The organism is Clostridium estertheticum subsp. estertheticum, from assembly GCF_001877035.1.
Taxonomy (GTDB): Bacteria; Bacillota; Clostridia; order Clostridiales; family Clostridiaceae; genus Clostridium_AD; species Clostridium_AD estertheticum.
Window position 1 is genome coordinate 3259832 of record NZ_CP015756.1, and the last position, 12739, is coordinate 3272570.

Consider the following 12739-nt stretch of genomic DNA (forward strand, 5'->3'; position numbering starts at 1 on the left):
TCATTAACGGTGTTATTATAATTAAGAAAGTTATTTAAGATCTACTTATTTATTTTCCCACAGAATCCATTACAATTAATCTTAAAACTCGGCACACTATATATTCTTTTTACATCAGTATTCCCACATTCACATTTAATCTCAACTTCCTCATTCATAGCCTTTTCAATGATAAATTCATTATTACATTTATTGCATTTATATGTATATGTCAAATTGTTCACCTCTTATTTGCTGTTTTATTATATTCCTATATCCATATACCATATTTAATAATAGGTCATATCATTTATTATAACAAGCTTAATAATAACTTTATAATATTAAAATAGGGCATTGTACTTAAAATCAATAATGAAATTAAGATGCAATACCCTATTCTTTTTATACTATTTTTTTCTTGGGTTGTTTATTTCAGCTTGAGCAGCTGCAAGTCTTGCAACTGGAACTCTAAATGGTGAACATGATACATAATTAAGTCCAACATTGTGACAGAATTCAACTGACGATGGGTCTCCACCATGTTCGCCACATATTCCAAGCTTTATATTAGGCCTAACCTGACGTCCAAGGTCAGCTGCCATTTTAATAAGTTTACCTACACCTACCTGGTCTAGTTTTTGGAATGGATCAAACTCATAAACTTTCTTTTCATAATAATGCTTTAAGAAGTTTGCAGCATCATCTCTTGAAAATCCGAAAGTCATTTGTGTTAAATCATTTGTTCCAAACGAAAAGAACTCGGCTTCTTTTGCTATTAAATCTGCTGTAAGTGCCGCTCTTGGTATTTCGATCATTGTACCAACCATGTATTTTAAATCACTGCCAGACTCTGCTATGATTTTATCAGCTGTTTTTACTACTATATCTTTAACATATTTTAGTTCCCTAACTTCTCCAATTAAAGGAATCATTATTTCTGGAACAATATTATATCCTTTTCTATTTTTAACATCTATAGCAGCTTCAATAACTGCCCTAGTTTGCATCTCTGCTATTTCTGGATATGATACTGCAAGTCTACATCCCCTATGTCCCATCATTGGGTTAACTTCATGTAATGATTCAACTGTAGCCTTTAACTCCTTAAAAGTTATTCCCATATCTTTTGCTAATTTTTTTATATCTTCATCAGCATGTGGCAAAAATTCATGTAGTGGTGGATCTAAAAATCTGATTGTAGTTGGTTTTTCTTTAAGTTCTTCATATATTCCTACAAAGTCACCTCTTTGAATTGGTAATAACTTATCTAATGCTACTCTTCTTGCGTCCTCATTTTTAGCTACAATCATTTCTCTTATAATCATTATTCTATCAGAGTCAAAAAACATATGTTCTGTTCTACATAAGCCTATGCCTTCAGCTCCATATTTAACTGCTTGAGCTGCATCTTTGGGAGTATCAGCATTAGCTCTAACCTTAAGACTTCTTACTTCATCAGCCCAACCCATAAATATTTCAAAGTATCCATTTATCTCAGGCTCAACTGTTTTAATTACTCCAGCATATACACTTCCTGTACTTCCATCCATTGAAATAAAATCACCTTCATGATATACCATTTCTCTAATTTGGAAGCTCTTAGATTCTTCGTTAACTTTTAAATCAGAACAACCAGCCACGCAGCACGTCCCCATTCCTCTTGCAACAACCGCAGCATGAGACGTCATCCCTCCTCTTACTGTTAATATACCTTCTGCAGCAACCATGCCTTCAATGTCCTCTGGTGAGGTCTCAAGCCTAACAAGAATAACCGCTTCTCCAGCCTCATGTTTGATTTTTGCCTCATCTGCAGTAAAGTAAACTTTTCCACATGCAGCTCCCGGAGATGCTGGTAATCCTTTAGCTATTATCGTAGCTTCTTTTAATGCAACTAGATCAAAATTAGGATGAAGTAATGTATCTAATTGTTTTGGATCAACCTTCATTAAAGCTTCTCTCTTTGTAAGCATTCCTTCTTCAACAAGTTCTACTGCAATTTTGAGTGCTGCTTGCGCAGTTCTCTTTCCATTTCTTGTTTGCAAAAAGAATAACTTTTTATCTTCAATTGTAAACTCCATATCTTGCATATCTTTATTATGTTTCTCAAGAGTATTAACAATATTCATAAACTCGCTATATACTTTTGGCATATCTTTTTCAAGTTGTGAAATATCTTGTGGCGTCCTTATTCCTGCAACAACGTCTTCACCTTGAGCATTCATTAAGTATTCCGCAAAGATTCCTTTTTCTCCAGTAGATGGATTTCTAGAGAAAGCAACACCAGTTCCTGATGTTTCACCTTTATTACCAAACACCATTTCTTGAACGCTTACAGCTGTTCCCCAGTCTCCCGGAATATCATTTAGTCTTCTATATACATTAGCACGAGGATTGTCCCATGATCTAAATACTGCGGATATAGCCTCTATTAATTGTATCTTTGGATCACTTGGAAATTCTACACCTTTAGTTTCTTTATAAAATTCTTTAAATTGTACTACTAATTTTTTAAGATCACTCGCATCTAATTCTGTATCGAATTTTACACCTTTTTCTTCCTTTATCTTATCCATCATATTTTCAAAATTTCTTTTTTCAACGTCCATAACAACATCAGCAAACATTTGTATAAATCTTCTGTAAGAATCATAAGCGAATCTTGGATTATTTGTAAGTCTTGCCATAACTTCTACTGTTTTATCATTTAACCCCAGGTTTAAAATTGTATCCATCATACCAGGCATTGATGCTCTTGCTCCGGATCTAACTGATACAAGTAATGGATTTTCTAAACTTCCAAACTTCTTACCGGTAAGGTTTTCTAGTTCAGTCATTTTAACATAAATTTCACTAACAACTTCAGGTGTTATTACTTGACCATCTTCATAGTATTTATTACAAGCTTCAGTAGTAACGGTGAATCCCTTTGGAACTGGAATTCCAAGACTCGTCATATCTGCAAGATTTGCACCTTTTCCACCTAGAAGATTTTTCATTGAAATATTACCCTCACTAAAATGGTATACGTACTTTTTCTTTTCCATTTGCACACAACTCCTTCGATTATAATTAATATATGATAATGGTTATAAGAATATCCCATTAACAACAATAAGCACCCTTCAAATTCACTACAATTTTCTAAAATGGTATATATTTGAATCAAAACGTTTGCACGAATTGATAATATTCTAAGATTTCACATACCATTTGTAACATTATACCACGTTTTCGAATTGAATGTAGGCCTTTTTAATCACTTTTTTCGTCATGTTTATTGCATTTTTTACATTTATAAAGCCAGCAACTAATAGCTGCTGGCTTTATAAATGTAAAAAATTACTTAGGTTCTATTTAAAAATATTAGACTGAAAAAACAAAATCATTATATTGTTATTCATCTTCTTTAATATTTTCATTTTCTATATCTTCTTTTTTATCTTCTTCTTTATCTTTTTCTTCAAACTTTACAGTATATTGGTATACATTGTCAGTGTTAGTATCTTTATTGTCTTTGTTATCTTTATTACCTTTGTTAAAACTGTCCTTTGTTTCATTGTATTTTTCTTTTACATCCTCACCCATATCACTCATCTTGTTTACTACATCATCAACTGTATTTTTAATTATAGTATTAATTATTTCTACGCTACCATCTGCTTTAGTTATCTCTATAGTAACATTTGTTACTACAGCTGCAAATATGCCTATACCAAATAAATAAGGTATACATAACCCAACTATACCTACTGCAATGCCTGCATTAACAGGGATATCTATAACAACTTTATCATCCCTTTTAATTTTTATCCGTGTTACATTACCTTTTCTCGCTATCTCTTTTATCCATGATAAAAATTCATCCTTAGTAGTATACATTTCATCCATATTAAATTTAGCTGATTTTTTCTCTTTTGCTTCGATATAAATCAAAGCATCAACTACGTTAGCATCACATTCCTCTAGCGCTTCTTTAGCATCAGTATATGAAACCCCTGTACGCTCCTTAATAATATCAATCTTTTCAAGTGTAATTTCTTCCATTAAAATCATCCTCCTTAAAATTTATCTAAGTAATCAAACATTTCTAAGCTCTTTGGCTTTCTTGTATAATTTTGAGAAATAATAAGCGATAAAATTTTATATAATTCAAGCTTTGATGTTTTAGATACAATAATTCTATTAATTCTATCCATACCAAAGTTATTTAAGAATTTCAATGTATTATATGTAGGATTTGATATATATATACTATTTAACTTTTCACACTCGCTGCAAATTGGACCATAAGATATTAAATCTATATAATTCGAGATAGTTATTTTTTTTCTACACCTTACACACTTATTAAAATTTAATTCATATCCTGTTGCTTTTAAGATTCTTATTTCAAAAGCCCTTGCAAGAATTTCTATATCCATAACATCATTTTTAATAAAATAAAAAGCAGTAACTAAGTCTTTAAACAGTTCTTTATGAATCTCATCATTTTCAAGTGTTATATCAATTAATTCATTAAAATATGAGGCATACGTAATTGTATCCAAATTCCTTAGTAATTGCTGAAAGGAATCTATAATTGTAACTTCATTTATTGTATGTAAATTTTTTCCTTTAAAAAGCACAAATTCGCCATAGCAGCAAGGTAACGTGGATGATATATACCTACTTTTACTTTTCCTCGCGCCCTTTGCTATAGCTGTTATTTTACCAAAATCTTCAGTAAATAACCAGACTAACTTATCATTTTCCTTAAACTCTTGTGTTTTAATGACAATAGCTCTAGTTTTTAAAATCGCCAGAAGATCATCCCCTATTTATATCCAAGTTCCTTCAAAATACTTGAAGTATCTCTCCATTCTTTCTTTACCTTCACCCATAATCTCAAATGTATGTTTTCTCCTAATAATTTCATTATATCTTGTCTTGCATAAGTAGAAATTTTCTTTAATGTTTTTCCACCTTTTCCGATTATTATACCTTTATGGGAATCTTTTTCACAAAATAAGTTAACTTCAATATTGTATATTTCTTTTTTGTCTCTTTTCATAGAAATAATTTCTACTGCTATTCCATGAGGCACTTCCTGTGATAATAATTTTAGAGCCTTTTCCCTTATGATTTCAGTAATAATAAATCTTTCTTGTTGATCTGTAATCATATCTTCTGGATAATATAAAGGACCCTCTGGGATATTTTCCTCTACAAGTTTTGTAACTATGTCAATATTTTTTCCTTTTATTGCAGCTATTGGTATTATTTCTTTAAAGTTAAAATACTCAGAATAGCCTTGAACTGTTTTAGCCACTCTCTCTTGAGTGTTCTCATCTATCTTATTAACTAATAGGAATACTGGGATTTTAGTGTCTTTAAATTGTTCAAGAATATGTTTATCACCCATCTCAATCTCATCACCAGGTGTTGTTATAAATAATATAACATCAACCTCATTCGCAGATTGTTTAGCTACTTTAACCATATATTCTCCTAGTTTATGTCTAGGTTTATGCATTCCTGGAGTATCTACAAATATTATTTGAGATTCCTTAGTTGTTAAAATAGTTTGTATATTATTTCTTGTAGTTTGGGGTCTACTAGATACAATTGATAATTTCTCCCCCATTATATAATTTATTAATGTAGATTTCCCTACATTAGGTCTTCCAATAATTGTTACGAATCCTGATTTAAACATATATCCTCCTTCTTTTTATCTTAAGTAAATAGTTTCTATTTCTATCTTACTTTAATAAATTTTCTTTTATAAAAACACCTAACCTTATAATATATCGTCAATTTTTTTATTAATATAATTTGAATATCCTTCACCTAAAAATCGTGTATACCAATTATATCACTAAATATTAGTATTTCAATATTATTATAATTATATTTAAAGTGCTTGTCATTATCAACAAATAAAGTTATCATCCTAACATTTTAAATAGTAATAATGTTAATAATGTACCAAAAATACCACCAAACACAACTTCTAAGATAGAATGGATTTCTGAATCAACCCTACTTTGTGCAACAATTACAGCTATAAAATATGATAATACCATAATTAAAGGTTCACTAGTTAATAATGTTATAGCTGTTGCAACTGAAAATGCTATAGTACTATGTCCACTCGGCATCCCACCCCTAAGTGGAGTTCCCTCTCCATATATTGCCTTAACTACAACAGTCGCAATACATACTATAACTAGTATAAAAAAAATCATGTGAGGGTCAGATTTTTTTATTTTGAGCATCACACTCTTATTAAATGGAGTGACTCTATCCCAAAATATTATATATCCTACTAAGACTGAATTTATAGCAGTTACAAGTACTGCGCCAGCCGCTACATTTTTAGCAATTTTAGCTAGTGGATGATAGAAATTTGTTGTGGCATCTATTGCACATTCTACTGCAGTATTTATCATTTCAGCCACTATTACTAGTGTTATGGTTATAGTAATAATTAAAAGTTCTATTTTTGAAAGATCATAAAAAAATGTGGCAGTAAGTACTAATATAGTAGTTAACATATGTATCTTCATATTTCTTTGTGTACGAATTGAATATATAATTCCCTCAATAGCGTAATTAAAACTATCAACTAATTTCTTTACTTTCATACTTGACCACCTTTAATAATATTCTCTGAAGTAAGGCACATTAACATAACCCTGCTGCATTTTATCTAGTTAAGCTAAAATTCTTTAATATTTCCTCCTCTCTCTTTCTCATAATGTTTTTTTGATCCTCTTCCATATGGTCATATCCAAGCAAATGCAGAATTGAGTGAACTGTAAGGTAAGCACATTCGCGAATGAAGGAATGTCCAAATTCCTCACTTTGCTGCTTTGCCCTCTCAAGTGACAACGCAACATCTCCAATTACTAACTTTTCATCATATAGATCACTCTGGTCAAATTCGTAATTTATATACACTTCTTTAAAAACCTTGTTTTCTGGATAATTCAACATTGGAAAAGATAACACATCCGTAATTTTATCTATTCCCCGATACTTTTTATTTATTTCCTTAATTTCTTCATTATCTATAAATATAACACTAACTTCATTATCTATAGAAAGTTTTTCCTCGCATAGTGTATACTCAATAACATCCTTTATTACGGCTTCGAGTTCCTTTGTAACTTCAATCTTATTTTGCCTATTATCAATTAAAATCATACTTGTTTTTGCTCCTTTACTTGCCTTCTATTCTCGCAAGACTTATCCTTTTCCCATTTATCTAGTGGGTACTCTATTCTCTCATGATATATCCCTGAAAGCACTTTTAAAAATGATTTTCTTATCTTTTCTAAATCTTTTAAAGTTAAATCACAATTATCTAATTGTCCATCATTAAGCCTAACTTTTATTAAATTATTAACCATTTCCTCTATTTTACCTTTAGTGGAATTTGGAATTGATCTCACGGCTGCTTCAACTGCATCTGCAAGCATTATAATTGCTGCTTCTTTACTCTCCGGATTAGGCCCATTGTATCTAAAATCTTCTTCTTTAATTTCATCTGGATTTTCACTAGAATTTTTCATAGTTACATAAAAATACTTAACCAAAGTTGTACCATGATGTTGTACTATAACATCTTGAATAACCTTAGGTAATTTATATTCTTTGGCAAGTTCAAGTCCATCTTTTACATGTGAAATAATTATAAGTGTGCTTAAATTTGGAGTTATTTTATCATGTGGATTATCATTTCCCAATTGATTTTCCTTAAAGAAATAAGGTCTCTTTATCTTGCCAATATCATGATAATATGCGCAAGCCCTTGCTAGAACAGGATTTGCTCCAACTACTTCCGCTGCAACCTCTGATAAATTAGCTACCAGTACCGAATGATGATAACTGCCTGGTGCCTCTAAAAGTAACCTCTTTAATAGAGGGTGATTCGGATTAGATAGTTCTAAAAGTTTTACCGTAGTTACTATATCAAAAATGCTTTCGAAAAATGGTAAAAGTCCTATAGTAAGTGTTCCGGCTACTAAACTTGCTATATAAACCAATCCTGCTTTTTTAAATACCTCTATTATACTATTACTAAGCAAAAATCCCATAGAAAGATATATAACTAAATTCACCATTGCAATATATAAAGATGAATATAATATATCGTTTCTTTGCTGCATTTTCTTAAGTAAAATAACCCCTACAATAGAGTTTAGTAAAGCGAGTATTGTAATTTCAAAATTAAAATTAACTGCAACACTAATTAGAATACAGTTAAAAATATTTAAGACTATGGATATTTCCTCATTGCTCAAAATGGCCATAAGCATAGGTACGCAAGCTAGTGGAATTACGAATATAGAAATTATCCCAAGAACCCTTGCTAGCAATATTGCAATTATGCTAAGAATATTAAGCATAATTAATTTTTTCGTATCATAATAAATCTCTGGATGGTACTTGTATAAATAGAACCATTGTAGCAAGATTACAAAACAAACAAGTGCAGCTAAACTTAAGTATAATGACCAATCAAAATTATTAGTGCTATTTAGGAGGCCTAATGATTCGAGTAGTGACATCTGCTCAGATGTTATTGGTTCCCCCTCTTTTATTATAATTTGATCTTTCTTAATTATAACTGGTTTAACATTCTTTTCAGCTTCTTTGATGGCAACATCCGTACTTGCCTTATCATATATTGTATTAGGTCGAACTTCTACATTTGCAATAGCTATTCCTATTTCTCTTATATTCTTAGGGAAATTCGAGTTTATAAAAGTTGTTGCTATCATTCCCTTTGCCATGGTAATTTCTTCAGGCTTGTTTTCATTAATTGTAGTTATATCATTAATTGTTGTCATTGTTTTTTTAATAAATTTTTCTAATTCATTAGCTTGTTTAAGTTCTAAATTTATTAAAAACTGATAGTTTTCATAAGTAAAATTAGAAATTGGATTGCTTTTTTTTAGTGATGTTATTTTCTCCTTTTCTAAGGCTGCTTTACCATCTAAATCTTCATTATTTACTGAGCCTGCTTTATTAACATCAGCAGCATTTAGCTTACTTACTGTAGAAAATAACTTATCTATATTTTCTATAGCCTTCTCATTAACGGGGACTTTTATTGTTTTTTTCCCTACACTTTCTATCGCCTTATCTATATCACTTTTTGTTAATTGTTCATTTTCAACTTCTCTTGGCGCTTTTATATCCGCCTTTGCAATATCTCCAACGGTTAAAGTGTATTTTTTAGGAACTAAAGCTGTTACTAAAATTGAATACATTATAATCGTCGTAACTATAAAAATGATATAAGGCTTTGTTTTCCTTAGCTTTATAAGTTCCCTAATATTTCTCATGCCCCATCTCCACCTTTTTCTAAAGTAAATTTAAAAATATACTAATCTTTATTTTTCTTTATTGTGATTTTTTTTGAGATTCACTATTTTTTTCAGGTACTATACTTGCTTCCGTTGCAATATTTTCTTCAGCAAGAACCAATACTCTTATCGAATATTTATCATTTTCTTTTTTTACACTTTCTATTTTATTTATAATCCTTACACTTTTATCTAACTTTCTCAAAATATTAGAATATATTTCATCTTGTGTTTTAGTAACATTCGCAGGTATATTTTCCACTTTAACTTCATAATATGTTTCTTTGTGCACAAACTTATTGTTATTTTCTATTTTATCATAAGTCTTATATGGATTTAAGCTATTTTTAAGATAAACTTTTTTATTTCCTAATTTAATGTAAAAATTACTAATAATGTTCCCTGTTTTCACTCTTGTCTCTTTGGTTATTGGTACTTCGTTAATCTGCTCATAAAAAGTTCTTGCTATAACTTCACCTTTCGCGTGTACAGGATAAACACTCCCTTCCTTTCCTTGCTCACCATTAACTAATATATCACCCTTTTGCACCGAATCTCCATCTTTCACAATGGCTGTACCATCCGTCGTGTATACCCTAGATACTATGCCATCTTTACTCGCTATTAAATTGCAAGGGGTTTTATTGCTAACTATGACAGGTGGAGACTGTCTTTCTATTACATCAACTTTTAGCTTAATGCCGTCAATTCTTGCTTTTACCCACATTATTTCATCATTACTTCTTAAAATTTTGCTTTCAATATCATAAACATCTATGTTCTTCTTCCTCATTCCAGGTATTACTCCAAATCCTTTGATTTGATTTCTGAGTTCATATGGACTTATGTAATTTTCTGTATTAATTTCTATATTCCATACAAATGTAGATAAATAATATATTATACTGCCAAATAAAATTATTCCAATTAAAAGAGCTACTCTGCTCCTTAATTTTATTAAAAAAAACGACATTCCACTTCTTCCTACAATTTTAACTCTTGTACCTGTTCGTTTTGCCACTTTACTAATTTCACCATAATCACTTAGTTTTACTTCTAAAATAACAGTTGTTATGTTAATCTTTCGTATGTTTTTTACTACAACACCATTTTTCCATAATAAATTAATAAATTTTTCTGGAATTAATGATTGAATTTCCATTGTGACGACACCTTTTTTATATTTTTTAAAATTATTCATGGCTTTCATACACAACTGACTTAAAATTACCACTTAAAGTTATTGTGTTTCCTCCTATAAATAATATTTTAAAATTTCTACCATATATCGAAATCGGTCCCACATTAGAATTTATTTTTATTTGTTCTTCTTCAAATATTACAATACCTTTATGGTTTTCTATATTTATTTCATTATTTGCCAAAATAGTAATTTTAGGTAAATCTAATAAGATATCCCTTGGCAATTCTAACTTACTCGCAATAATTTCTCTTGTTTTATAAAATTTATTATCCATACACTCACCCCACAAAATACTTCATATTAAATTTATGAAAAAAGTGTCTAATAAATAACCGTTTATAATTTATTTTAATAAAAAAAAGATTCAGCAAATGCTGAATCTTTTTTTTATTAAAATATTATTTTGCAAGCAAGTTCACCTTTAACTATAGGTTATGAGGTAAACATAACTTTTCTTTTGTCTTTTCATACTATTGTATCCCAACCCACCACTGCTTTTTTTGAATAGCTCTAATTTTCTGTTTTGTTACTGCTGAGGAAGGTATTATAACAAGATTCTTTTACATTATAAAACAAATCCTGTCTTTCTCAATTTTAAAAATCTATTTAAACTTTCTTTTTCTTGCAGCTTCTGATTTCAATTTCTTTTTAACGCTTGGTTTTTCGTAGTGTTCTCTTTTTCTTACTTCTCCGAGCACTCCACTTCTTGCACACTTTTTCTTAAACCTTCTTAAAGCATTCTCAATTGTCTCGTCTGTTCCAACTTTAATTTCTGACATCATTATCCCTCCCTCCGCTAGCTCAATTCAATTTAAAAGCAGCTAATGCGGGGCCTAAATAGTACATTTTTTATTATACAACACTGCTTTACATAATGTCAACATTTTCATTGCTGTTTGTTATATATATAACAGTTTTTTTATAAAATATTATCAAAATTCAAATATAAAATAATTATAAATTAACCAGGTGGCCACTCAAGTAATCTTCCACCGAGCAAATGAAAATGTATATGTTGAACGGTTTGACCCCCTTGCTCCCCACAATTAGATACAATTCTATATCCAGACTTTGCAATCCCTAAAGTCTGTACAACCTTAGTTGCAACCATAAATATATGACCTACTATTTCTGATTGATCTTTTGTTAAACAATTTAAATTATCTATATGCTGCTTTGGAATAATTATAGCATGTATGGGAGCCTGAGGACTTATATCTTTAATAACTATAACTTTGTCATCTTCATATAACATTTCTGATGGAATTTGTTTTTTTACAATCTTACAAAAAAGACAATCTTCCTTTTCCACATAATCACCTCCAATTCATCTTATACTATACTATTCAACATAAAACTTAATTTTCCTTCTAAGTAAATTTAGTTGAATATTTATTTTACACTTCCCCCAAGATCACCAAATTCATACATTATTAAGCTTAAACAAGTAAACCCTGCTGTTTCAGTTCTAAGTATTCGCGGTCCTAAAGTAATTATTTTTGATCCTATCTGTTTAAGTTTTGATATTTCAAATTCCTCAAATCCACCCTCAGGTCCTATGATAATTGCAACTTTATTAATAGTCTCTTTGTCTATGTCTTCGATTAATTTTTTCATGCCGTAGCCCTCTTCATTCTCATATGGAACCACCACTAAATCCATAGCTTTTAACTCTAAAAGTAAATTTTCAAACTCTATAGGCTCATTAATCACAGGTATTAAACTTCTTTTGCTTTGCTTAGAAGCTTCAAGGGCTATCCTATTCCATCTAATTATCTTTTTATCAATTTCTTTATCTTTTTTAAATTCCATTATTTCAGTTTTAAGTTCTACCCTTTTCGTAATTATAGGGGTTATTGACTTAACACCAAGTTCCGTATTCTTTTGAACTATTAAATCCATTTTTGTAGATTTAGGCATACCTTGAAATAAATATACTTCAATAGGACTTTCATTGTTTATAGGATTTTCTTTAAGAATATTTATATTTACAACTTTCTTGTCTATATAAGTTATCTCACCTATGTATTCCTTGCCGCAAGAGTTGTTTATACTTACCTTTTCTCCAACCTGAAGCCTTAATACCTTATATATATGTTTTACATCTTCGCCTTCTATAATAGCTTTATTCGCATCTATACTGCTTTTGGGCACAAAAAATTTATGCATTATTTATTCTCCCCTCACTTAGACATTT

At 30.0% G+C, this 12739-nt stretch carries 13 protein-coding genes; all 13 read right to left on the reverse strand.

The genetic code is table 11. The features are described 5' to 3' along the window. Nucleotides 1-41 precede the first annotated feature (41 nt). Nucleotides 42-215 carry an FmdB family zinc ribbon protein gene (locus tag A7L45_RS15250; protein ID WP_152752875.1) on the reverse strand — a complete coding sequence of 58 codons (174 nt, stop codon included), beginning with the start codon at nucleotides 213-215 and terminating at the stop codon, nucleotides 42-44. 174 nt (nucleotides 216-389) lie between these two features. Further along, nucleotides 390-3026 carry a pyruvate, phosphate dikinase gene (gene ppdK, locus A7L45_RS15255; RefSeq protein WP_071613592.1) on the reverse strand — a complete coding sequence of 879 codons (2637 nt, stop codon included), beginning with the start codon at nucleotides 3024-3026 and terminating at the stop codon, nucleotides 390-392. A gap of 349 nt (nucleotides 3027-3375) precedes the next feature. After that, on the reverse strand, nucleotides 3376-4026 hold the full coding sequence (locus A7L45_RS15260) for a DUF4342 domain-containing protein (protein ID WP_071613593.1): 651 nt from the start codon (nucleotides 4024-4026) through the stop codon (nucleotides 3376-3378). A gap of 14 nt (nucleotides 4027-4040) precedes the next feature. After that, the gene (gene recO / locus A7L45_RS15265) at nucleotides 4041-4799 is read right to left on the reverse strand and encodes a DNA repair protein RecO (RefSeq protein ID WP_071613594.1); all 759 of its coding nucleotides are present in this window, start codon (nucleotides 4797-4799) and stop codon (nucleotides 4041-4043) included. Then, nucleotides 4796-5677 (reverse strand): GTPase Era, encoded by an 882-nt coding sequence (gene era, locus A7L45_RS15270; protein WP_071613595.1) that lies wholly within the window; start codon nucleotides 5675-5677, stop codon nucleotides 4796-4798. Before era ends, recO begins: the two co-directional genes overlap by 4 nt. Nucleotides 5678-5909: 232 nt before the next feature. After that, on the reverse strand, nucleotides 5910-6608 hold the full coding sequence (locus A7L45_RS15275) for a diacylglycerol kinase (protein WP_071613596.1): 699 nt from the start codon (nucleotides 6606-6608) through the stop codon (nucleotides 5910-5912). A gap of 61 nt (nucleotides 6609-6669) precedes the next feature. Continuing rightward, nucleotides 6670-7170 (reverse strand): rRNA maturation RNase YbeY, encoded by a 501-nt coding sequence (gene ybeY, locus A7L45_RS15280; RefSeq protein ID WP_071613597.1) that lies wholly within the window; start codon nucleotides 7168-7170, stop codon nucleotides 6670-6672. After that, nucleotides 7167-9317, reverse strand: coding sequence for an HD family phosphohydrolase (locus tag A7L45_RS15285; protein ID WP_071613598.1), 2151 nt, complete (start codon nucleotides 9315-9317; stop codon nucleotides 7167-7169). The genes ybeY and A7L45_RS15285 overlap by 4 nt, the downstream gene beginning before the upstream one ends. A gap of 58 nt (nucleotides 9318-9375) precedes the next feature. Then, on the reverse strand, nucleotides 9376-10539 hold the full coding sequence (gene yqfD / locus A7L45_RS15290) for a sporulation protein YqfD (RefSeq protein WP_224616904.1): 1164 nt from the start codon (nucleotides 10537-10539) through the stop codon (nucleotides 9376-9378). Then, nucleotides 10532-10816: a sporulation protein YqfC gene (yqfC, locus tag A7L45_RS15295; protein ID WP_071613600.1), complete on the reverse strand. Its 285-nt coding sequence runs from the start codon at nucleotides 10814-10816 to the stop codon at nucleotides 10532-10534. Before yqfC ends, yqfD begins: the two co-directional genes overlap by 8 nt. A gap of 328 nt (nucleotides 10817-11144) precedes the next feature. Further along, on the reverse strand, nucleotides 11145-11321 hold the full coding sequence (rpsU, locus tag A7L45_RS15300; RefSeq protein WP_071613601.1) for a 30S ribosomal protein S21: 177 nt from the start codon (nucleotides 11319-11321) through the stop codon (nucleotides 11145-11147). A 182-nt stretch (nucleotides 11322-11503) separates the two neighbouring features. Then, nucleotides 11504-11797: an HIT domain-containing protein gene (locus A7L45_RS15305; RefSeq protein WP_071615001.1), complete on the reverse strand. Its 294-nt coding sequence runs from the start codon at nucleotides 11795-11797 to the stop codon at nucleotides 11504-11506. Between the two features lie 137 nt (nucleotides 11798-11934). Continuing rightward, complete coding sequence (locus tag A7L45_RS15310; protein ID WP_071613602.1) at nucleotides 11935-12711, reverse strand: 16S rRNA (uracil(1498)-N(3))-methyltransferase; 777 nt, start codon at nucleotides 12709-12711, stop codon at nucleotides 11935-11937. Nucleotides 12712-12739: the final 28 nt, after the last annotated feature.

What these genes read in the sequence shown, in the direction of transcription:
- ppdK (WP_071613592.1), bottom strand. Translation starts at nt 3,026, where the DNA reads ATGGAAAAGAAAAAGTACGTATACCATTTTAGTGAGGGTAATATTTCA.
- A7L45_RS15260 (WP_071613593.1), bottom strand. Translation starts at nt 4,026, where the DNA reads ATGGAAGAAATTACACTTGAAAAGATTGATATTATTAAGGAGCGTACA.
- era (WP_071613595.1), bottom strand. Translation starts at nt 5,677, where the DNA reads ATGTTTAAATCAGGATTCGTAACAATTATTGGAAGACCTAATGTAGGG.
- A7L45_RS15275 (WP_071613596.1), bottom strand. Translation starts at nt 6,608, where the DNA reads ATGAAAGTAAAGAAATTAGTTGATAGTTTTAATTACGCTATTGAGGGA.
- ybeY (WP_071613597.1), bottom strand. Translation starts at nt 7,170, where the DNA reads ATGATTTTAATTGATAATAGGCAAAATAAGATTGAAGTTACAAAGGAA.
- A7L45_RS15285 (WP_071613598.1), bottom strand. Translation starts at nt 9,317, where the DNA reads ATGAGAAATATTAGGGAACTTATAAAGCTAAGGAAAACAAAGCCTTAT.
- yqfD (WP_224616904.1), bottom strand. Translation starts at nt 10,539, where the DNA reads ATGAATAATTTTAAAAAATATAAAAAAGGTGTCGTCACAATGGAAATT.
- yqfC (WP_071613600.1), bottom strand. Translation starts at nt 10,816, where the DNA reads ATGGATAATAAATTTTATAAAACAAGAGAAATTATTGCGAGTAAGTTA.
- rpsU (WP_071613601.1), bottom strand. Translation starts at nt 11,321, where the DNA reads ATGTCAGAAATTAAAGTTGGAACAGACGAGACAATTGAGAATGCTTTA.
- A7L45_RS15305 (WP_071615001.1), bottom strand. Translation starts at nt 11,797, where the DNA reads ATGTTATATGAAGATGACAAAGTTATAGTTATTAAAGATATAAGTCCT.
- A7L45_RS15310 (WP_071613602.1), bottom strand. Translation starts at nt 12,711, where the DNA reads ATGCATAAATTTTTTGTGCCCAAAAGCAGTATAGATGCGAATAAAGCT.